Consider the following 20,886-nt stretch of genomic DNA (forward strand, 5'->3'; position numbering starts at 1 on the left):
GCTGGCCGGAAACGCGACTACTCGAACGGTTCCCCGTTTCGCGGATCTCGATCTGGGCCCGGATACTCTCCGCCGTGGCCCTCGACCGTTTGGTACAGGCTTTCGGGATCGAAGAGGGTCGCGAACGCGTCGGGCGGGCGGATACTGAGCGAGACTCGAGGCTGAAGCGTCAACCCGGCTTTCGCCGAGCCGAGCCGTTCGTCGTAGCTCAGTAGATGCGCGGCGTTGCCCTGATAGGCCGACGCGAGCGCGGGGTGGTCCTCTGGGGGCTGTTCGACCCGAACCCGTTCGGCCTCGAGTCGCTCGCGGTGGTCGGCCGCCAGATCCGCGTCGGCCAGAGCGGCTACGAGGCGCTCGGTCTCGGCGAGCAGTTCGTCGCTCGCGACGAGGTCGACCCAGGAGTGACGTCGGACGTGATCGAGCGCCGCGCGGGCGTCGCCGCCGACGAGGAGGTCGGCCGCGAGCACGTCGGAAGCAGCGACGACGCGGGTCGGGTTCGGTTGCTCAGCCATCTTCGGTCACCTCGTCTCCCGAAGGGTGGGGTTCGGGGTCGTCCGATCCAGCGCCGTCGCGCTGGGCCTCGAGGGTTTCCCGGATCGTCTCGAGGTCGGCGTGGATCGTCTCGGCGCGTTCGAAGAGATCGGTCCAACTCGAAGGCATCGACCGACCTTCGCGCTACGGGACTAAAAATACGTGTAACTCGGCTATCGAGCCAGTACGCGACGACAATCGCAATTTGCAGGCAATAACTTCAGTCGAGCGTATCGGGCCGGTACGTCTCGATCGGGGGTGCAAAGGCATCGACAACGCGACACGGTTCGAGGGCCCGAACACCGTGTTCCGTCCCGGGCGGTACAACGTACGAACCGCCCGCCTCGACGGTTCTCGAGTACTCGCCGCGGAGTTCGAGCGATCCTTCGACGACGAAACTCGCTTGTGTCGTCTCGTCGTGGCTGTGGGGCGGTCCTTCTGCGCCCGCCTCGAGGGTGTAGTGAACGAGCATCATTTCGTCGGTACACGCCAGGATGCGCCGTTCGCCGCCGTCCAGTTCGTCGATTCGGGTTGGCTCGTTCCAGTTGGTGATATCCATACTGCTTGCTATCCTGTCACTGCACTATATTCTTCTCCTCGGATCACAGGTCGACGAATAATGCAAGAGCCTAACCAAACCCCCTAGCGCACCCGTCAGTTCGTTTGTCGAGAACTCGAGCGACGCTCGAGTCGACGATTGTGACGAATGGGTCATCAGTTGCCACTAGCACCACGATGATTGTACTGTTGGTAGAAACCCGTCAGGTTATTTTGCAAGCATATGTGACTGATGCTGATTCCCTAACGTTCGTTCGAACCGCGGCTATAGTGCGGGCGGCGAACCTTCCTCCGCGTTCTCGGCGTCGGCCGGCAGTTCGATGTCGATGGGTTCGTTGTGGCCGGTGATCGTCATCTCCGTCGACGACGTGGTCGTCTGGTTGCCGGTTGTCGTCGTCAACTCGGTGTTTATCTTGTGGATGTAGTTCGTCTCCTCGTCGACGTAGAGTTCGTAGGAGACGTCGTCGACGGTCGCACCGGTCGCCTGAAAGTTCGGCGAGTTCTGGAGTTCCGTTTTCAGTTCCTCGGTCGCCTCGACCGAGACGACGGTCGTTTCGACCCCGTTTACCGTCTCGGTTCCCTCCTCGGTCAGCGTCCCGGTTTCGATGAAGTCGGTCTGAGCCGCGAGCTGGGCGCTTTCCTCCCAGACGTTGCCCTCGAGTTCCATTTGGAACCAGTCGCCGCCGATCGACGCGTACAGCGTGTCCTCGACGATGTACTCGTCGATTTGAACCGACTCGTTCTCCGAGATGAGTTCGGTGTCGGCCGTCGAACTCACGTGCGAGCGGTTCGCAGATTCGTTGATCCGTCCCTCGGAGACGACCGTCTCGTCGCCCTCTTCAGTTCCGACCGTCCGCGTCATCTCATACTGATACGAGTCGACCGCCTCGATTTCCTCGAGAATGTCGGTTTGTTCGACTTCGTCCTCGTCGGCGGATTCCTGACCGCCGGGCATCGCGCCGGAGCAGCCGGCCAGCGCCACGATCAGTACAACGGCGAGGATCGCGCCAGTTCGGGTTGAGTGTGTCACGTTCTGTGAACGCTCAACAGATTGCATCTAAACCGTTGTCCTGCAGTTCACTCAGCGAGAGAAGAGAGTCGCGTAAGCGTGATAATCATCAGATCGGACCAGTGCTCCCCATGCCATCAAGCGCTATCGTTGCAACCCCCGCCATTGTCTCGAGGGCCATACAACAGTTCTCGTCCCTTTCTAATTAGATCCGCTACCCCGGAATCAGGGTACTCAGGAGAATGAGTAAGAAAACGAAAACGAAGAAAAACAACAACGAACTCACTATCCAGCGCCAGAGATTCGTCACGGCGACCACCTGCTCCGAGTCATAGCAGACAGTCGTGTAACCACTGGGAAAAAGATTTCCGTCCATTTTTCAGGCAAAATTTCTCGAGTTGACATTCCACTAATACATCATGTCTAGTAAGTTATTTGTGGGGATGGGGTCGATAACCCACACATGGTAGAGCGAGAAACATGGGCAACGAGAACAGGGTTCATACTAGCGGCGGTGGGAAGCGCCGTCGGACTGGGGAACGTCTGGCGGTTCCCCTACCAGGTCGGCGAATTCGGTGGTGCGGCGTTCCTCGTCGTCTACCTCGCGTTGATCGCGCTGGTCGGGTTCCCGGTATTGATGGTCGAATTTACAGTCGGCCGATACACCGACCGGAACCCGGTTGGCGCACTGAAACAGATCGGTCAGGGACCGGCGAAACGGATCGGATGGGTGTTCGTCACCGCCGGATTCGTCATCCTGTCGTACTACAGCGTCGTCGCCGGGTGGGTCCTGCAGTACACGGCGTACGGACTGCAGGGTAACTTCGCTACAGACGGCGCAGCGCAGTTCGGAGCCACCACGGGTGGCGCGGTATCGGTTCTCACACACGCGATTTTCATGGCCGCCGTCATCGCCGTCGTCGGGCTCGGTATCCGGCAGGGTATCGAACTCGCCGTCAAGTTGATGGTCCCCGCGATCATCCTGTTGACGGTCGGTCTCGCAGTTTACGCGTTTACGCTTCCCGGCGCTGGGGACGCGTACGCGTACTATCTCTCGCCCGATCTCGGTACCATCGCGGCGAACTGGACGGACATCCTTCCTGCAGCCGCCGGTCAGGCCTTCTTCACGCTCTCACTGGGGATGGGCGTAATGATCACGTACGCGTCTTATCTCGGAGAGGATCGCAACCTCGCCAAGGACGGCCTCATCATCGTCGCACTGGATACGGCGATCGCGTTTACTATCGGATTGGTCGCGTTCCCGATCCTCTTCTCTGGCGGCGTTGGCGTTTCTGAGATCACAGAAGTCGGTGCTGGTGCTGGTTTCATCTTCATCTCGCTCTCGCAGGCGTTCGCGAACCTCCCGCTCGGTGGCGTCCTCGGCGCGGTCTTCTTCGCGACTGTGGCCATCGCAGCGCTCTCGAGCGCGATCAGCATCCTGGAGGTCGTCACCTCGTACCTGATCGACGAACACGGCGTCGATCGGGCCCCAGCGACCCTTCTCGTCGGGACCGCTATCTTCCTCGTCGGCGTTCCCGTCGCGTACGACGGGGGCCTGTCGTGGCTCACGGTCTACGACCAACTCGCGAACTACATCCTGCTCGTCCTCGGAGCGCTGTTGCTCTCGATCTACGTCGGTTGGGTCAAGACCGACATGGGCCTCGAGGAACTCGGAAAGGGAGTCAAAAACCTCGGCGCGTGGGGGATCACCTGGATCTGGGTCCTTCGGATTCCGGTCATCATCGTGTTGGTCGTCGTCCTCACGTTGAACGCGATGGGGGCGTACGAGGCCCTCAGCGGACTCTTCGCCTAATCGCCACCTCTTTTCGGCGTTTACGCCTCGCCGTAGACCGGAACGGCCGCGCCGCTCGTGACCGACGCGCCGTCGCTACAGAGAAACGCCATCACGTCCGCGATCTCGAGCGGGTCGACCCACGAGTCGTGATCCGAATCCGGCATCATTTCCCGATTGGCCGGCGTATCGATGACGCTCGGCATGACGCAGTTCGCGCGGACGGTGCCGCGATTCTCCTCGGCCAGCGTTTCCGTGAGAATTCGGATGCCGGCTTTGGTGATTCGGTAGGGACCGTCGCCCTCGCCGCCCTCGAGACTCGAGCGCGCGCTCACGCTGACGATCGAACCCTCGCTCTCCTGTAGGTGTGGAAGGGCGTGTTTCGACACCAGAAACGCCGTTTTCAGGTTGATATTGAGGAGAGCGTCGAACTCCGCGAGATCCGTCTCCGCTACGTGCTGGCCGCCCATCCACGTCCCGGCGATGTTGAGCAGATGGTCGACCTGACCGTGGTCATCGACGATGGACTCGAACAACTCGGCAACCTCGTCCTCGTCGGTCAGATCCCCCTCGTAGAACTGGACGGCGTCGTCCGGCTCGAGGAGGCTGTCGTCCGCGTCCGGTTCGATGACATCGACGGCGCAGACGGTCGCGCCCGCGTCTCGAAACCGTTCGACTGCGGCGCTTCCGAGCGCGCCGCTCGCGCCGGTGACCACCGCGACCGTCTCCGAGAAGTCGTACGTGACAGACATACACACTCCTGCCACCCGCAGGTGCAAAAGTTCCCACCCGGATTTCGAGCGACGACGACTCGCTCGAGTCCCAACACGAGAGATGCGTTCGACGGGAGCTACGGCGTGACGACCAGTTTCCCGAGGAAGCTCTCGGAGACCACGGCCTCGTGTGCATCCGAAACTTCCTCGAGATCGTACGTTCGGTCGACCTCCGCCGAGAGCGTCCCGCTCGAGAGCAACGTGGCGACGCGGCGGAGCACCGCGGCGAGATCAGGTGTGTTGAACATGCTGATCAGGTGGATCCGAAGCTCCTTCGAGCGCGCCGCCGGGACGTTCGAGAAGCCGGCCTCAGGACCCGTGTTGCCGATGCCGACGACTCGAGTTCCTTGCGTCGCGACGTTCGCGTCGAACTGGAGGTAGTCGTCGAGTCGGTGATCGAGGATCACGTCGGGAGCGCCCGCGGTGATCACCGCGTCCTCGAGATCCTCGCGGTGGTAGTCTAACACGATGTCGGCCCCGAGGGACTCGAGTTTCTCGTGGTACTCCGGCGAGGCCGTCGTCGTCACCTCGGCCCCGGTCGCGGCCGCGATCTGTACTGCGGCGTGACCCACGCCGCCGCTCCCGCCGTGGACGAGACACCGCTCCGCGGGCTCGAGTTCGGCGTGATCGATCAGCGACCGCCAGGCGGTCACGGCGGGAACGCCGAGGGCCGCGCCGGTCTCGATCGAAACGCCGTCGGGAAGCGTCGCGATTCGATCGGTCGGAGACGCGACGTATTCCGCACAGGTTCCCGGGATGTCCTTCCCGAGTCCGGTTCCGAAAACTCGGTCACCCGGCTCGAACGCGGTCACCTCGTCGCCGACGGCCTCGACGGTCCCGGCGAAATCCGATCCGGGGATCCACGGCAGTTCCGCGGGCGCGTAGGATCCCTCGCGAAAGTAGGTGTCGACGGGGTTGATCCCCGCAGCGCCGATCTCGACCAGTACCTCGTCTGCGTCGGGTTCGGGCGTCTCGATTTCCTCGAGTTCCAGTACGTCCGTGCCGCCGTGTTCGTGGTATCGAACGGCCTTCATACCCGCCTGTAGGACAGCCTGCGATATAGGATCACGTGATCGACAGCGCGGTTTCTCTTCTCTCGAGGGCGGTTACTCACGGGGGCATTCGACCCACTCTGGCGGCTCTTCGAATGCATCGACGGCAATTGGATGGGTACTCAGTACGTTCTCACCGCGGAACCCGTGAATAAACGTTCCAATAACGCACTTCCCGTCGACGTCGTCCGATCCGCCGAAATCGTCCCGGATAAAATCGATAGTCGCGCGCTGATCGCCGACGCGACAGTGCACCGTAATTGGTCCTGGATCGGGCGGTACATCTGGAACGAACGTTTCGAATCCCGTCTGCTCTTCACCCGCGTCCGGTGTCACTTCTCGAGACGACCAGAAGATGATCTCGTCTTCGTTTTCCACGAGATAATGGAACGTGAGCGGTTCCGCGGTCGCATTTCCAAACTCGATCCCCACCAGTACGACACCTACAGGATCGGTTTCAGACGTAGAACAGCTGTCTCCTCGTAGACTGGGTCTCCATCTTCCAGAATCGTCACCGCAATGTCAGCCGACTCGTCCGATCGATTCTTGCCGAGAAGTCGCAGGTCAAGGTGATTTCTCGTTTTGTACTGTCGCCAGCCATAGTTGGCTGCACCCGTTGCGGTAACTCCCCCGAGGACGGTGACCACGAGTGAGCGACGACTAATATTGGGGACCATACTCTTAGAAACCAAACCATTTCATATAAACCCTGTGCCAACTCGGGGTTTAGACTCGCTATCGACCATACCCTGCGAACGCCTATCAATTGGTTCACTCACGCTCGAGAAGTCTGTTGATGTATTCGACCAACCGTCGAGTATCGGAGCCTGGATAGTGGAGATCCTTGCTGGAGGCGACTACCGCACCGCCTGCGTCGCCGCGTCGATAATCTCGAGCGCTTCTTTGAGTTCCTCCGTCCCGGTCGCATAGGAGAGTCGCGCGTAGCCCTCGCCGTGTGCGCCGAAGGCGTCGCCCGGCACGACGACCACGTCGCGCTCGAGGACTTCCTCGCACCAGCCGTCCGGAACCTTCGGCATGACGTAGAACGCGCCCGAGGGCGTCGGGACCTCGAGGCCGGCGTCCTCGAGGCCGTCGACGACGAGGTCTCGGCGCTTCTCGAACGCGTCGACCATCTCGTAGACGGGATCCTGTGGGCCGGTCAGGGCCGCCTCGGCGGCGTACTGCGCCGGTGCGCTCGCGCAAGCCTGTCCGTACTGGTGGACCCGTAGCATTCGCTCGATACGCCGATTCGATCCCACGACCCAGCCGAGTCGCCAGCCGGTCATCGAGTACGTCTTTGAGCAGGCGCTAACGACCACGACGTTGTCGCTCTGGGCGAACTCGAGCGGCGAGCGGTGTTCGCCTTCGAAGACGATTCGCTCGTACACTTCGTCGGAGAGACAGAGGACGTCGTGTTCGTCCGCGATGCGTGCGAACTCGCGCATGTCCTCTTTGGACTGGACCGCACCCGTCGGGTTCGAGGGGCTGTTGACCACGAACACGGCGGTGTCGTCGGTGATCGCCTCCTCGACGGTCGCCGGATCGAGCGTGAGGTCCTCCCGGAGCGGGACCGGCTTGGGCGTTCCGTCGGCGATCTTCGTCAGCGCGTCGTAGGAGACGAAGCCGGGGTCGGGGAAAATGACTTCCTCTCCCGGATCGACGTGGGCCTCTAACACCAGGTGAAGTGCCTCGCTCCCGCCGGATGTCGCGATGATGTCCCCCGGATCGATGCCGATCCCGTACTCACGGTCGTATGTTCCGGAAATTGCCTCACGGAGCGACTGCGTCCCTTTGTTCGACGTGTAGGCGTCGGTCTTCTTCGACTCGATGGCCTCGATCGCTCCCGCTCGAGCGTGCTCGGGCGTCGGAAAGTCCGGTTGCCCGAGTCCGAGGTTGATCGCGTCCTCGCCCGCGGCTTCGAACACTTCCCGGATCCCGCTGATCGACACCTGCTCGACCCGATGAGAGAACTCCGTCATGGTACAACGGGGGGAGCCAACCCCGATAACTCTTGATGTGTGTCCGCGATGGCTCCCCAGGTATCGATCGTCACCGGTCCATTTATCCTGTCGGATCGAATGAACCAGCCACAACGAATATGCTGTTGGTAACGAATACGGTAGGTAATGAGTTCTTCACGCAGACGGTTTCTTGCAGCTGGAGTGACAGGTTCGGTCGCAGCCCTCGCTGGCTGTCTCGATTTCGTCACCGGCGACGGACCGCTCGAGTTCAGCTCCGACCGCGTCGCGCCGACCGATAGTGCGCTCGAGGAGACGGGATTCGACGAGGTGAGCGTCGAGGAACGGACCTTCGAGGAGACGGTCGAAGCCGGCGTCGAGCGGGAGGTCAAAGCCGGACTCTGGCTCTCGAGTTACGCAAAAGCGCTCGAAATTCGGGGCCAATCCCAGGAGGCGACCGCGTTCGTCGCGGTCTCGACGCCGAACATGAGCGTCGCCGGTCGGTCGCTCAATCCCATCGACGGCATGGACAGCGAGGAGTTACTCGACGAGTTCCGTGGTCAGATCGAAAACGGGGAGACTGATATTCAGGACATCCAGCACGAGGAGACGTTTTCGGTGTCGATTCTCGGACAGAGTCGCGACGTCGACCGCCTGCAGGGACAAACCGAGTACCAAGGCGAAGCGATCGACATCGACCTCCTCGTGGCCTCGTTCGGTCACGAGGGCGACTATCTGGTTCTCGTCGGTATGTATCCGGAGCTGTTCCAGGACGAGGGAGCCAACGTCGAGGTACTGCTCGAGTCCGTCGAGCACCCAGTCTGAGCGCTCATCGGCCTGGTCCGATTTTCGCCCGGCGAACTCGAGGTGTTATCGGACAGACCAGACGGTATCACGCGAGACGGCGACGCCGAGAACAGTGCGGCGTAGTAGTGGCCGACTCTGCCCGTTGGCGACGTTTCGAGCAACCTGTGGCTGCGGTGATTCGGAGAGTGAAATCGTACTCGAGTCGCTCCAAAGCCGGAGTCGGTTCAGTAGAATTCGCGAACGAGGTCCATGGCGTCCTCGGGTGCGCCGTCCGGAATCTCGGACATGTCTTCGGTGACGCCGTGTTGCTCGTGATACGGCAGTGCGTTCTCGTTTTGGTACATCACGCCCTGGTACTCCTTCTCGCCGTCCGTGATGACTTCCTTGGCGTCCTCGTAGTTCGTTGGATCGTGGTCCTCGTCTTCTTTGAGGTCGACGAGCGTGTCGCGGAAGTAGTCGTAGGTGTCGACATCGTTGAAGGTGACACACGGACTGAAGACGTTGACGAAGCCGAAGCCGTCGTGTTCGATCGCCTTCTCGATGATTTCGGCGTGGCGCAACGCGTCCGAGCTAAAGGACTGGGCGATGAAGGTCGCACCCGATGCGAGCGCGAGCGCGAGCGGGTTGACCGGCGGCTGCTGTGGGCCCTCCGGTGTCGTCGACGTTTCGAAGTCCGAGCGCGAGGTCGGCGAGGCCTGTCCCTTCGTCAGCCCGTAAATGCGGTTGTCCATAACCACGTAGGTCATGTCCACGTTTCGGCGAACGGCGTGGACGAAGTGGCCGGCGCCGATCGAGTAGCCGTCGCCGTCGCCGCCGGCGACCATCACTTCGATGTCGGGGCGGGCCATCTTGACCCCGGTACCGACCGGCAGGGCGCGCCCGTGGACGCCATGCAGCGCGTAGCTGTGCATGTAGGTCCCGATCTTGCCCGAACAGCCGATCCCCGCCACGACGAACGTGTTGTCGGGGTCGTTGCCGGTGTTCGCGAGGGCTTTCATCATGCCGTTCATCGTGCCGAAGTCCCCACATCCGGGACACCAGGTCGGCTGCTTGTCGGATTTGAAGTCGGTAAATCGTACGTCTGAGCTCATTGTGCTGGAACCTCCTCTGCGAGTTTGTCAGTGATCTCCGTCGCGAGTTCGTCCGCTTTGAAGCGCACGCCCGTGTACTTGTTAATTCGCTTCAGACGGGTAAGCGCATCGTGCTCGAGTAGATCCGCGAATTGGCCCGTCGCGTTACACTCGACGACGATCGCCTCCTCGGCCGCCTCGATCTCCTCGGTCAGGTCGGGCCGCGGGAAGATGTACGGGACGGAGATGACGCGAACGCTGATCCCGTCGTCCTCGAGGTACTCGAGGGCTTCGACGAGCGCGCCCTCGTTCGAACCCCACGAGATGATGAGGTTCTCCGAGTCGGCGTCGCCGAACTCCCGGTAGTCCCACTCCTCGCGTTCTTTCGCGGTCTCGACTTTGCGATTTCGCTTGTCGACCTGCTGGACGCGTTCGTCTTCTTCTTCGGTCCGGCGACCGAGCTCGTCGTGCTCGAGGCCGGTGCTCATGTGTGCGCCGTCGATCGTGCCGGGTTTGGCACGCGGGCTGACGCCGTCGTCGGTGACGGCGTGGGCGCGGAATCGGCCCTCGTCGTCGAGCCACTCGTCGACCTCGTCCTGCTCGACGAGTTTGCCGCGGTCGATTTCGACCGCGTCCATGTCGAACGCTTCCGGCGGGAACGTCTGCTCGGTCACCGACATCGCGAGGTCGGAGACGAGGAAGACGGGCGTTTGATACTTCTCCGCCAGGTTGAACGCCTCGACGGTCTTCCAGAAACACTCGGTGATCGTCGTCGGCGTGACGACGAACCGGGGGACCTCGCCGTGGCCGGCGTACAGCGCCATGTTGAGGTCGCCCTGTTCTTGCTTCGTCGGCATCCCGGTCGAGGGACCAGATCGCTGGACATCACAGATGACAAGCGGTGTCTCGCTGGTGGCGACGAGTCCGAACGTCTCGGTCATGAGGTCGATCCCCGCTCCAGACGTCGCGGTCATCGCTCGAGCGCCGGCGCGCGCGCCACCGAGGGCCATATTGATCGCCGAGAGTTCGTCCTCAGCCTGGACGACGTGGCCACCGTAGTCTTCGATCCGACCGGTGAGATACTCCATGATGGAGGTCGCGGGTGTGATCGGGTAGCCGGCGTAGAACCGACAGCCGGCGGCGATCGCACCCATGCCGATTGCCTCGTTTCCGTTCAGCAGGACGTAATCGTTGTCCGTCGTCTCAAGGTCGTACCCCAACTCCTCGAAGTCGTAGTTCTCGCGGACGTACTCCTGGCCGAGTCGAGCGGCCTCCTTGTTGTTCTCGACGATCTTCGAGCCCTTCCCGCCGAAGCGCTTCTCGAGAGATTCGTCGAGGTACTCGACGTCGAAGTTCGTGATCTCACACGCCGCGCCGAGCGCGACGATGTTTCGCATGATCGCTCCCCCCGCGTCTTCGGCGAGTGATTTCAACGGAACGTCGACGGCGGTGATCTCGTCGGGGATCTCTGCCTCCCACGACCGTTCGCCGTCGTAGATGACCGCGCTGCCGTCGTGGAGTTCGTCGAGGTTCTCGTCGATGGTTCGCTGGGTCAGCGCGACTAGGATGTCGAGTCGATCGACGACGCTCTGTACCTGATCGACCGACGTCCGAATCTTGTAAGCGGTGTACCCGCCGCGGATTCGGGACGCGAAGTCCTTGGATGTGAACACGTGCCGTCCTGCCCTGGAGAGCGCCTGAGCGAAGATCTTCCCGGTGGAGTCGATCCCGTCCCCGGCCTCACCTCCGATTGCCCAATTTAGGTCCGCAGCCATGTTATGTCGCACCTTGCCCCCACCAAATGAAAAGCCTTCTGAAAGCTCAACCGTCCCCATAGAGCAGCGGCCGATATGTTGCCGGTAAACCGGGTTACGGGCCGTTTCTGTCCCAGTATTGTGGACGATCGTAGTGAAGGTTTTCGGCGGAGAACGGAACGACTTTTCGCGCCTCGGTCGAACGCTCACCCATGGATGGTACGCAAGTCCGCGTCGAATCGGTTCGCGACGTCGGACCGGGAACTGTCGCGATCGAACTCGAGTCACCCCAGTCGTTCGACCCCCGACCGGGGCAGTTCGTGCTCCTGCGGGCGGCGCCCGATGGCGAGGAACTCGCGCGCCACTACACACTTTCGTCGCCAACGGCCGAAGACACGTTCGAGATCACGGTCGGGATCGACCCCGACGGCGACCTCTCCCCGTGGCTCGCGTCCCTCGAGGGTGGAGAGACGGTCACCATCGAAGGACCGATGGGGGCCATCACCTACGACGGCTCGAGCGACATCGTCACGGTCGCGGGCGGACCCGGCGTCGGGCCGGCGGTCGCGATCGCCGAAGCAGCACAGGAAAACGGCCGAGACGCCGCGATCGTCTATCAGGACGACCGCCCAGCACACCGTGACCGACTCGAGGCGCTCGAGGACGATGGTACGCCAGTTACGATCCTCGAGGAAGACGCCACCGAGGCGCTCGCGGGCGCGGTGTCTGATCACCTCGGAGAGGGACAGTTCTACGTGTTCGGATTCAGCGAGTTCGTGACGACGGTCGCCGACAGTATCGACGACGCGGGCGGGGATTCAGACGACGCGCTGATCGAGAACTTCGGTTGAGGGCTGCTCGTACTTGAGCAAGCACGTCTTTCAGTGCTCGACGAGCTCGATCAAAATGCCGCCCGTGTCCGACGGGTGGACGAACGCGACCGAGTGTCCCCACGCGCCGGGTCGCGGTTCCTCGTCGATGAGCGTTACGTCGTGTTCGCGTGCGCGCTCGAGCGCCCCCTCGAGGTCGTCGGTCGCCAACGCGAGGTGGTGAATGCCGGTCCCCTGTTTCTCGAGATAGCGTGCGATTGTTCCCTCTTCGAGCGGCTCGAGGAGTTCGAAGTATCCCGAGCCGCACTCGAGGAAGACGACGCGAAGGCCGTCGAACTCCTCTTCGTGGGCGACCTCGAGGTCGAAGAGATCGGCGTACAGCGTCGCGAGCGAGCGTGCATCGTCGGTTGCGATTCCCGCGTGATCGAAGTGCATCGTCGAACGGTCACGCTGAAACCGCCTTACTCTTGCGTTCGATCATCGTCATCGTGTTCCACTCCGTTCGCGAAGGCCGCTCACTACTCGCGGACAGGTATACCTCTCGAGTGACCTCGAAAAATGCCATATTGTGCTTCGATCGGTGTGATTTTAACGGAATACGGCAGGTTTTCGTGACTACGCCGATTCGTTTCCGTTCGTTTCGTTTCCACCGTCAGTTTCGTTCTCGGTCCCGGTGTCGGTCTCGTTGCCGGTTCCCGTCTCGGACTCGTTTCCACCGTCAGTTTCGTTTCCGGCGCCCTCCTCGGATTCGTTGCCCGTTCCGCCGCCTCCGCCGCCGTTTTCTTCGATCTGGATGTCGCCGTCCATCGTGCTCTCGTGGGGCTCGCAGATGTAGTTCGTCATCTCGTCGCTGGCCTGGACTCCCTCGAGCGTCGCGGATTCGCCCTCGCTCGAGATGAGGTCGGTCTCGTAATCGTCGACGACTTGACCGTCGCCGTTGAGGATCTGCAAGTTGTGCTCTTGGCCGTCGCCGTTTTCCCACGTGATCGTGTACTCCTGCCCGTTGAACAGGACGAGCGTCGGGTTCTCTTCGTCGGCGATCGGATCGGGTGCGATGCCGACCCACCCCGAGGTCACGCCCTCGAGTTCGATCTCTTCGACGTCTTCCCACGCCGAGACGTCGGTTTCGCCGCCGTCGCCGCCGTTACCCCCTCCACCGTCACCGCCGCCATCGCCGCCGTCGCCGCCGTCGTCGCCGTCGTCGCCGTTACCGCCACAGCCGGCAATGACCGCCGTCGTTGCGGCGGCGCCTGTATACTGAATCATCCGTCGTCGGGACAGTCTTTTTTCGGATCTCATCACGTAGGTATCGGGTTCGAAGCTGGATAACCCGACGCCCGTCATTCGCTTGACGTTGATATACGAGGTTTCACTGACTGTTTGTGCTGAAATTCTGGATTCGATAACTATGTGTGGTAGAGACAACCGCGTTGGAACCGCGAGTTGTCGAAGGCAAATGTGGTGAAACGGCGGATGCGGCTAATGACAATCCAGATAGAAGTATGCTTCAGAAAAACGAAACTCACGACAGTCCGACCGACCTACTCGGACGGTTGGACCGTCACGACGGGAACGCTCGAGTTGCGGACGATCTCTTCGGCGACGCTGCCGAGCAGTACGTGATCGAGTCCCGTCCGCCCGACGGTCCCGAGGACGATCATATCCGCACCGATTTCGTCCGCGTACTCGAGGATCGTCTCCTGTGGGACGCCTTCGCGAACCTCGCTCGTCACGTCGACGCCGCCGTCTTCCGCGGCAGTCTCGACGAGCCGGTTGGCCTCGCGGGCTTCTTCCTGTGGCTCCGCACGTAACTCGTCTCGTTTCATGGCTCCGTGTGGTCCCTCCGGAACGATCGAGAGAGCCTGCACCGTCGCCTCGAGTCGGTCGGCGAGCGCGATGCGTGATCGATCGCCGCGCGAGACTCCTCGCTGCCGTCGGTCGGAATCAAGAGCGTATCGTACATCGTGTCCGAACAGTCGTCGGGACCGAACAAATACCGCGGGCTTGCTTTTGCATGTTCGACCCTCGAGACTCGACAGGTGACGGTCGGGTGCTCGGTTCAGGCGGTGGTGACCCGCTACGGTCGCGACTGCTAACTACCCGTGAGCCTCACGGTGACAGGACTTTCTTTCGGCGATGGAGGCGGGAAAGGCTACCGCTAACACAACGCGTCTATACGTGTTTGTGGTGGGTGTCGATCATGACGACAGTGGTCGAACTCGACGTGCCGGCCGAACACCTCGGACTCGCACAGACGTTCGATCGCGTGCCGACGTTCGAGTTTCTAATAAGCGGGCTGATCGGCGGCGGCCCGCCGCTCGTGTACGTTACGGGACCCGACTGGGAGCAGGTCGAATCGGCCCTCGAGTCGGACCCGTCCGCCGACGTCGTCGCGTCGGTGGACGACGCGAGCGACGGGCGGTGGGTCGTCCGCCTCGAGTTCAACCAGGGAATCCAAACGTTCCAGGGGATCGTTTCGGAACATGACGGCGCGATTCTCGAGGCGAGCGGGGCGGACGGTCGCTGGTCGCTCAAGTTGCTCTTTCACGAGCGAGCGGGCGTCTCCGAGTGTCACGCGGCGTTCGACGACGAAGATTTCGCCGTTAGCGTCACGCGGGTCAGTCCCACGGACGATTCGCCGAATAGCCAGACGCCGCTGACGAAGACCCAGTACGAGACGATCGTGAAAGCCCACGAACTCGGCTATTTCGACGTTCCGCGACAGGTCACGCTCGAGGAACTGGCGTCGGAACTCGATATCTCACACCAGGCGCTCTCCGAACGGTTGCGCCGAAGTCACTCGGCGCTCGTGAGCGCCGAACTCTCCAACCGAATCGCTCCCGCCGGACTGGATTCCTGACGAGAGACAACTCGAGATGCGATTCGATTCCCGGGAGCAATAGTTCGTCGACCGGCGTGTCGTGATCGATGTCTGTCGGGTACTGATCGGCGTTTGTCGGGTACTGACCGGCGTTGGTCGAGTAGTGATCGACGACGGGCGGATCGGTCGGTGTGACTCGCGCAAATTTCCTCTCTTGAACCAAGATATTTAGATGCATGTACTCTTTCTGTAGAAAATCTGTACGCTATCTGCATTTTATCCCCGGGATATATGGATATTGCTCCCATAGTTATATCAAAACAGTTCAATATCTCCACCACCAGAATTTGTCGATCAAGCGAACATAACTGATCTATCTATATATGAGGAGTTCGAAGAAAACTGGCCGGAATGCTGGGAACGTGCTGCTTCGTTTCTGGACTGGGATCAGCCTCACTCGACGGTTCTCGAATCGATTCCGAACCCACCGTATTACCGCTGGTTCACCGACGGTGAACTGAACGCGTCGTACAATTGCGTGGACCGCCACGTCGAAGCGGGTCGAGGCGACCAACCTGCAATTCAATGGGTTCGCGAAACCGGTTCAACGAAGACGTATACGTATACGGAACTCGAGCGACGGGTAAATTCCGTTGCTGCGTCGCTTCGGGATATCGGAGTAAATGAGGGGGACTCCGTCGCACTCTACCTGCCTCGTCTCCCCGAACTCCCGATAACCATGCTCGCTGCCGCCCGAATTGGCGCCCCCCACATCGTCGTCTTCGCGGAGTATTCTGTCAATGTTCTCGCCTCGTTTATGGCCGAAACGAACGCTGAAACGCTCATAACTGCGGATGGGTACTATCAGAACGGAACGTTTCAATCGCTCGAATCGAAAGTAGACCGCGGTATCGAACAGCTTGATTGGGACGTGACGACCGTTTCGGTTGACCGAACCGAGGGTGAGACCGAGAACAACGGCGCCGATTACGACTACGATCGCCTCTGTTTGAAGCACCGGGATAGCACCGTCGAACCAGTCTCGAGAAAGAGCGACGATGCGCTGTTCGTCTGCTATGCATCCGGCCCCACAGGTGAACCGGTCGGGATGGAACACGTGACGGGGTCCTACTTATCATACGTTGCGTGGACAACGCATGCCGTCCTCGACGTGAATGTAGGGGATACTCTCTGGTGTCCAGCTGGTATCGAGTGGATCACGGGACACTCATACGTTGTATACGGCCCGCTCGCTCTCGGTGCGACAACTGTCCTCTATGAGGGGGCTCCGGCCTATCCCGACAGAAATCGCCCGTGGGAGATTATCGAGAACAACGACGTCAATCAGTTCTATACAACGCCGACGGCGATTCGAACGTTTATGGAGTGGGGAACGGAATATCCGGCGGCACACGATCTTTCTTCGCTTCGATTGCTCGGAACGGTCGGTCAACGAATCGAACCAGAGACATGGAGATGGTTCTACGAACACGTCGGAAACGAGCAATGTCCGATCATCGATACGTGGTATCAGGCCGAAAACGGTGGTATCACGATTTCGACGCTCCCTGGCGTTCACGAGATGCGGCCAGGGTCGGTCGGCCAGCCGCTTCCAGGTATCGATGCCGATCTCGTTGATGCGAGGGGCGAATCGGTACCGCCCGGCAAATCGGGATATCTGATATTCAGGCGCCCGTGGCCTGGGTTCTTTCGACCAGTTCGCGACGCAGAAGAGGCTTCGGAGCTCTGGACGGAGTTCGGTGATCTGACTGATGAGTGGATCTATTTCTCCGAAGATAGTGCCGTTTGTGAGGATGGCTATATTACGATACTTGGACGGACTGACGACATCATCAATATTGGTTACTATACAAAAAACCGTATCCACGTCAGTGAAATCGAGCGCGTGACCGAATCGATCGACGAAATCACTGACGTCGCAGTCGTCTGTGGTCAGCACGATATTATGGGGGAGGCACCGTACGCATTCGTCGTCTGCGAGTCGGACTCGTCGACGAACGTGCGAGCGAAAATCCGCGAGACGGTTGAACGAGAACTCGCAGCACCAGCTTGTCCAGTGGATGTCTATATCGTTCCTGAACTCCCGCGAACGTATTCCGGCGGTGTACTTCGGCAGGTACTTACTGATCTCCTCGACAGTGAACGACTTGGCGACACGAATTTGATCCGTAATCCGGAAGTACTTGACTATATCGCCGTAGAAATTCGCCAGCGGCAATCGACCTCTGACGAATGACGGGTGTCGTCACCGTCTTCAAACCGTCGGGTCCTTTATAATCGTCCACTCAGTAGATGTGAGGAAGCACATCATGCTGGATAATAACGAGTATCACGGCTCATCGATAACGAGCGACGATGGTAACGAGATTGAGGCTTGGGAAACCAACATGAGCGCGGGTCGGCAGCTCGCGGAGACGGTCCGGACGACGCTCGGTCCGAAGGGACTTGATAAGATGCTCATTACGTCCGATGGAAAGGTCGTGGTTACGAACGACGGTGCCAGTATTCTCGACCGGATCGATATCTCTCATCCCGTCGCGGAACTCATCGTAAATGTCGCCGAACAGCAAGACTCGAAAGTCGGTGACGGAACGACGACCGCCGTACTACTCGCCGGCGAACTACTGAGTGAAGCCGAAACGTTGCTCGAACGCGGCGTTCACCCGACGACAGTCGCGAGAGGATATCACCTCGCTGCAGCGCACGCGATAGACGTCCTCAGCGAGCAGACGGTCTCGATCAATTTTAGCGACGATGAGCGTCTGCGAGAGATCGCCCGGACGGTAGTGACCGGAAAGTGGGACGACTCCGGCACCGACTTCCTCGCTGACAAGGCGGTCGAAACTGTTCGGTCGATAGAACGTGATGGTCGTGTCGGCTTCGAGCGAGTTACCCGGAAGACTATCTCGGGGGGTTCTTTCTACGACTCAGAGGTCCTCAACGGACTCGTCATCGATATGAACGAGTCCTCAGCAGACGTCGTTTCGCCGGAAACGAGCCTTCCCAAACGGTATGACGGCGCCACCGTCGCACTCATTGACGAAGAACTATCGATTGATACGGCCGAGGGAATCGGGGCCGTCGATCTCACCTCGTACGAGGACTACGAGGCGCTCCAGGAGTACGAACGGGACGTCTACGAGACGTATGCAGAAGCCATCACGTCCGTCGGAGCAGACGTAGTCTTCTGTCAGCAGTCCATCGACGAACCCGTTCGCTATTCGCTCGCGGAGTCGGACGTGCTATCCGTCGAGCGAACGCGCCGCGACGAACTCCACAAACTGGCGCGTGCGACTGGTGCACAACCGGTGCCGATCGATGACTTGAGTACCGCTACGGTCGGTGAAGCCAAAACGGTAAACAGGCGGCCAGTCGGACCGACCGAGATCACGATCGTCTCCGGCTTCGACGAATTCAAACAGGTCTCCGTACTCTTCCGAGGCGGCACTGAACACGTCGCCGACGAGACGAAACGGATGCTCGATAACTGTTTCTACGCGTTGAAGCTCTCGTTAGAGGACGAGGCGGTCGTCCCGGGCGGCGGTGCGACGGAGGTCGAACTCGCGCAGGAACTCAGAGAGTTTGCGACCGGTCGAGCCGGTAAGGAACAACTCGCGGTCGAAGCCTTCGCTGACGCACTGGAAACGATCCCGAAGACGTTAGCCGAAAGCGGTGGGATGGATCCGATCGATTCGTTACTCGAACTCCGAGCCGCACACCATGAGGGGGCGTACACCACTGGAATCGATCTGCGGGCACAGTCGGTTACGGACGTGTCCGATCGGGGCGTCCTCGAACCGTTATACATCAAACGACACGCGATCTCGAGCGCCGCGGAAGCCGCAAATATGATCGTTCGCGTCGACGATAATGTCCCGGTAACCGGAGACCACGGCGATCACGAACATGATCACGACCACGGTCCTGGCGGAGTGGTTCATAGTACGGAGGGCTATCCGTGGGCTGTCGGCCATTCGATGGGACACTGACCGTACCACATCAATCGCCGATCCGGTCTGAGGCCGATCGATCACGTAATCTATTCGACTATCCTTAACATATCATAGTCTGTAAATAGATGCGCTACGCGGAAGTCACGGACCCAGTCACTCGTTAACAAACATTTTTATAACCGAGCGGAGAATCCAAAACGGAAGCATGGTCTCAGTGAACCGACTTCCGCAGTTCGAGACGTGTTCGATGTAGAGGAACTCCTCGCCGACTCGGCGGATGTCGTTGCCGTCGTACTTTTCGTCCTCGAAGAGGATGCCGAAGCTCACGTCGGCTTCCTGTAAGATGGTCGCAAGCGAGCGGGCGACCTGCTTGTTGCGCTCGTCGTAACTGGGGTAGTCGCCGACGTACCAGAGGTAGTCGACCGTCTCCTCGCGGGCGTCGGTAATATCGAACGCGAGGTCGTCGGCCCAGTCGGCCCGATTGCGCTGGCTGTTACCGAACGTATTGCCGTCTTGCATGACGTTCTGGAAGACGTCCTGCATTGAACTCGAGACGTCGCCCTGGTCGGTCATCTGGCGGTTGAGCTTGGTGAAGGAGTTCAGGTGCTCGATCTCGACGGGGCAGGCGTCCATGCAGGCCATACAGGCCATACAGGACTCCATGGTCTCCGTATTAATGACGCTCGTGCCGCCGTCGGCGACGATCGGTTTCTCCTCGCCGCCGGCGTCTACCTCCTCGCGGTAGGATTTGAGGTCGAGGATGACGTTGCGCGGATCGAGCGGGCGGTCGGAGGCCTTGGCGGGACAGACCGACGAACAGCGGCCGCACTTGGTGCAGGCGTCCTGGTCGAGAATGTCTTTCCAGGTGAAGTCGTCGATGTCTTCGGCGTTGGTCGCATCCAGATCCGACGGGACGCCCGGAAGGCGTGCACCCGCCTTCTCGTCGCGCGTGATGACGTTGGCGAACGACGAGAGCATGTGGAAGGGCTTGGCGTAGGGGATCCACGCGATAAAGCCGAGCGCGAGCAGCGAGTGGCTCCACCAGGTCAGCCAGTGCAGGGTTTCGGCGTTCGCGCCGACGACGCTCACCGCCTGGTAGGTGGCGGGGTTCGTGGCCGCGTCGGTCGTCGGTACGCCGATCGCACCGAACAGCATGGCCAGTCCATAGCCGACGAAGCTGACTATTTCGTGGGCGGGCATGCCCGTGATGTAGATCCGCAGGCCCTCGAGGAGGAAGCCGCCGACGCCGAGTCCGAACAGCGTCCAGATGAAGATATCGTCTTCGTTGGAGGTGTGACGGCCCCAGAGGCGTTCGTTGCGCACCCAGTAGCGCCGATAGATCGCCATGCCGATGCCGACGACGAACAGCAGCCCCATCGCGTCGACCATGAACTGGTAGGCCAGGTAGAACTCGCCCTCCCAGAACTGGATGCCGAGCAAGAGATCGGTGCCGTAGCTCTCGAAGGCGATGATGCTCGTGGCGATAAACAGGGTCAGAAAGCCCCACATGAGAAACGAGTGCATCAGCCCGCCGTAGAGATCGCGGTTGAACTGCTTCTCGTTCGAGAGGACGAGCTTTGCGGCGCTGACGATTCGACTTGGCAGGGCGTTCAGCCGCTCGAGCGGGTCGTCGTCGCCGTCAGTATACCGACTCACGCGTTGATACACGCCGTAGGCGAAGACGGCGAGGACGACCGACACGAGAAAGTAAAACAGGAGCTTCTCGACGCCGTGGAGTCCCAGGTACATCTCCCTCGAGGCGTCCGCCTGAGCGACAATCTTCATGTTCTATCACCTGCGTGGATTCCCCTTAACTCTTGCCACCGGTTGAACCAGCCTGACTCGCCGCCCTCTACGTAAAATAACAAATAGATTCTCAGTTTTCTCGAGTTGTTCGTCGTGCCCTTTGCGATCGTGATCGTTGGCACCAAGCTTATATAGCATCCTCCCGCCAGTG

The 20,886-nt window shown here is 60.5% G+C and carries 21 protein-coding genes and 1 pseudogene; 6 read left to right on the forward strand and 16 right to left on the reverse strand.

The annotated features are described in order from the left end of the window. Positions 1 to 17 precede the first annotated feature (17 nt). From EL22_RS10580 to EL22_RS10590, 4 genes are all read right to left on the reverse strand, one after another. Entirely contained in the window at positions 18 to 512 is a 495-nt protein-coding gene (locus EL22_RS10580; protein ID WP_050051474.1) for a hypothetical protein, read from the reverse strand. After that, complete coding sequence (locus tag EL22_RS17215; protein ID WP_156184105.1) at positions 505 to 660, reverse strand: hypothetical protein; 156 nt, start codon at positions 658 to 660, stop codon at positions 505 to 507. Before EL22_RS17215 ends, EL22_RS10580 begins: the two co-directional genes overlap by 8 nt. Positions 661 to 751: 91 nt before the next feature. Continuing rightward, on the reverse strand, positions 752 to 1,090 hold the full coding sequence (locus tag EL22_RS10585; protein ID WP_050051475.1) for a cupin domain-containing protein: 339 nt from the start codon (positions 1,088 to 1,090) through the stop codon (positions 752 to 754). A 264-nt stretch (positions 1,091 to 1,354) separates the two neighbouring features. Further along, the gene (locus EL22_RS10590; RefSeq protein WP_050051476.1) at positions 1,355 to 2,119 is read right to left on the reverse strand and encodes a DUF6612 family protein; all 765 of its coding nucleotides are present in this window, start codon (positions 2,117 to 2,119) and stop codon (positions 1,355 to 1,357) included. A 442-nt stretch (positions 2,120 to 2,561) separates the two neighbouring features. Here EL22_RS10590 and EL22_RS10595 point away from each other — a divergent pair, with 442 nt between their 5' ends. After that, entirely contained in the window at positions 2,562 to 3,911 is a 1,350-nt protein-coding gene (locus EL22_RS10595) for a sodium-dependent transporter (RefSeq protein WP_082146756.1), read from the forward strand. A 20-nt stretch (positions 3,912 to 3,931) separates the two neighbouring features. On the opposite strand, the gene EL22_RS10600 is transcribed toward EL22_RS10595, so the two are convergent. The 5 genes from EL22_RS10600 to EL22_RS10620 form a co-directional block, all read right to left on the reverse strand. Further along, positions 3,932 to 4,642 (reverse strand): SDR family oxidoreductase, encoded by a 711-nt coding sequence (locus EL22_RS10600; RefSeq protein ID WP_050051557.1) that lies wholly within the window; start codon positions 4,640 to 4,642, stop codon positions 3,932 to 3,934. 98 nt (positions 4,643 to 4,740) lie between these two features. Further along, the gene (locus EL22_RS10605) at positions 4,741 to 5,697 is read right to left on the reverse strand and encodes an NADPH:quinone reductase (RefSeq protein ID WP_050051477.1); all 957 of its coding nucleotides are present in this window, start codon (positions 5,695 to 5,697) and stop codon (positions 4,741 to 4,743) included. Between the two features lie 72 nt (positions 5,698 to 5,769). Beyond that, positions 5,770 to 6,147 carry a hypothetical protein gene (locus tag EL22_RS10610; protein ID WP_050051478.1) on the reverse strand — a complete coding sequence of 126 codons (378 nt, stop codon included), beginning with the start codon at positions 6,145 to 6,147 and terminating at the stop codon, positions 5,770 to 5,772. Between the two features lie 11 nt (positions 6,148 to 6,158). Continuing rightward, entirely contained in the window at positions 6,159 to 6,392 is a 234-nt protein-coding gene (locus EL22_RS10615; RefSeq protein ID WP_156184106.1) for a hypothetical protein, read from the reverse strand. A 180-nt stretch (positions 6,393 to 6,572) separates the two neighbouring features. Beyond that, positions 6,573 to 7,694 (reverse strand): pyridoxal phosphate-dependent aminotransferase, encoded by a 1,122-nt coding sequence (locus tag EL22_RS10620; protein ID WP_050051480.1) that lies wholly within the window; start codon positions 7,692 to 7,694, stop codon positions 6,573 to 6,575. A gap of 147 nt (positions 7,695 to 7,841) precedes the next feature. Here EL22_RS10620 and EL22_RS10625 point away from each other — a divergent pair, with 147 nt between their 5' ends. Then, positions 7,842 to 8,498, forward strand: coding sequence for a DUF6517 family protein (locus EL22_RS10625; RefSeq protein WP_050051481.1), 657 nt, complete (start codon positions 7,842 to 7,844; stop codon positions 8,496 to 8,498). Positions 8,499 to 8,704: 206 nt separating this feature from the next. Here the strand turns inward: EL22_RS10625 and EL22_RS10630 are convergent, their stop codons facing one another. Both EL22_RS10630 and EL22_RS10635 read right to left on the reverse strand, forming a co-directional pair. Continuing rightward, complete coding sequence (locus tag EL22_RS10630) at positions 8,705 to 9,571, reverse strand: 2-oxoacid:ferredoxin oxidoreductase subunit beta (protein ID WP_049952764.1); 867 nt, start codon at positions 9,569 to 9,571, stop codon at positions 8,705 to 8,707. Continuing rightward, on the reverse strand, positions 9,568 to 11,325 hold the full coding sequence (locus EL22_RS10635; RefSeq protein WP_050051482.1) for a 2-oxoacid:acceptor oxidoreductase subunit alpha: 1,758 nt from the start codon (positions 11,323 to 11,325) through the stop codon (positions 9,568 to 9,570). The genes EL22_RS10630 and EL22_RS10635 overlap by 4 nt, the downstream gene beginning before the upstream one ends. Positions 11,326 to 11,516: 191 nt before the next feature. Between EL22_RS10635 and EL22_RS10640 the strand changes: the two genes are divergently transcribed. Continuing rightward, positions 11,517 to 12,155 carry a ferredoxin--NADP reductase gene (locus EL22_RS10640; protein ID WP_050051483.1) on the forward strand — a complete coding sequence of 213 codons (639 nt, stop codon included), beginning with the start codon at positions 11,517 to 11,519 and terminating at the stop codon, positions 12,153 to 12,155. Between the two features lie 30 nt (positions 12,156 to 12,185). On the opposite strand, the gene mce is transcribed toward EL22_RS10640, so the two are convergent. From mce to EL22_RS19150, 4 genes are all read right to left on the reverse strand, one after another. After that, a complete protein-coding gene (gene mce, locus EL22_RS10645; RefSeq protein WP_050051484.1) occupies positions 12,186 to 12,569 on the reverse strand; it encodes a methylmalonyl-CoA epimerase in 384 nt (127 codons plus the stop codon). Positions 12,570 to 12,749: 180 nt separating this feature from the next. Then, positions 12,750 to 13,400 (reverse strand): plastocyanin/azurin family copper-binding protein, encoded by a 651-nt coding sequence (locus tag EL22_RS10650; RefSeq protein WP_050051558.1) that lies wholly within the window; start codon positions 13,398 to 13,400, stop codon positions 12,750 to 12,752. 275 nt (positions 13,401 to 13,675) lie between these two features. Continuing rightward, positions 13,676 to 14,002 carry a universal stress protein gene (locus EL22_RS10655; RefSeq protein ID WP_343123189.1) on the reverse strand — a complete coding sequence of 109 codons (327 nt, stop codon included), beginning with the start codon at positions 14,000 to 14,002 and terminating at the stop codon, positions 13,676 to 13,678. Beyond that, positions 13,957 to 14,097 carry a hypothetical protein gene (locus EL22_RS19150; RefSeq protein ID WP_343123190.1) on the reverse strand — a complete coding sequence of 47 codons (141 nt, stop codon included), beginning with the start codon at positions 14,095 to 14,097 and terminating at the stop codon, positions 13,957 to 13,959. Before EL22_RS19150 ends, EL22_RS10655 begins: the two co-directional genes overlap by 46 nt. 237 nt (positions 14,098 to 14,334) lie before the next feature. Here EL22_RS19150 and EL22_RS10660 point away from each other — a divergent pair, with 237 nt between their 5' ends. The 3 genes from EL22_RS10660 to thsA all read left to right on the forward strand — a co-directional run bounded on the left by EL22_RS10660 (position 14,335) and on the right by thsA (position 18,965). After that, positions 14,335 to 14,994, forward strand: a complete 660-nt coding sequence (locus tag EL22_RS10660; protein ID WP_050051485.1) for a helix-turn-helix domain-containing protein — start codon at positions 14,335 to 14,337, stop codon at positions 14,992 to 14,994. 289 nt (positions 14,995 to 15,283) lie between these two features. Then, entirely contained in the window at positions 15,284 to 17,212 is a 1,929-nt protein-coding gene (locus EL22_RS10665) for an AMP-binding protein (protein WP_050051486.1), read from the forward strand. Between the two features lie 73 nt (positions 17,213 to 17,285). Next, positions 17,286 to 18,965, forward strand: coding sequence for a thermosome subunit alpha (thsA, locus tag EL22_RS10670; RefSeq protein WP_050051487.1), 1,680 nt, complete (start codon positions 17,286 to 17,288; stop codon positions 18,963 to 18,965). A gap of 207 nt (positions 18,966 to 19,172) precedes the next feature. Here the strand turns inward: thsA and EL22_RS10675 are convergent. Further along, positions 19,173 to 20,714: pseudogene (locus tag EL22_RS10675) on the reverse strand (4Fe-4S binding protein); the annotation flags it as partial. Positions 20,715 to 20,886 lie beyond the last annotated feature (172 nt).

This window comes from Halostagnicola sp. A56 (assembly GCF_000691505.1).
Taxonomy (GTDB): domain Archaea; phylum Halobacteriota; class Halobacteria; order Halobacteriales; family Natrialbaceae; genus Halostagnicola.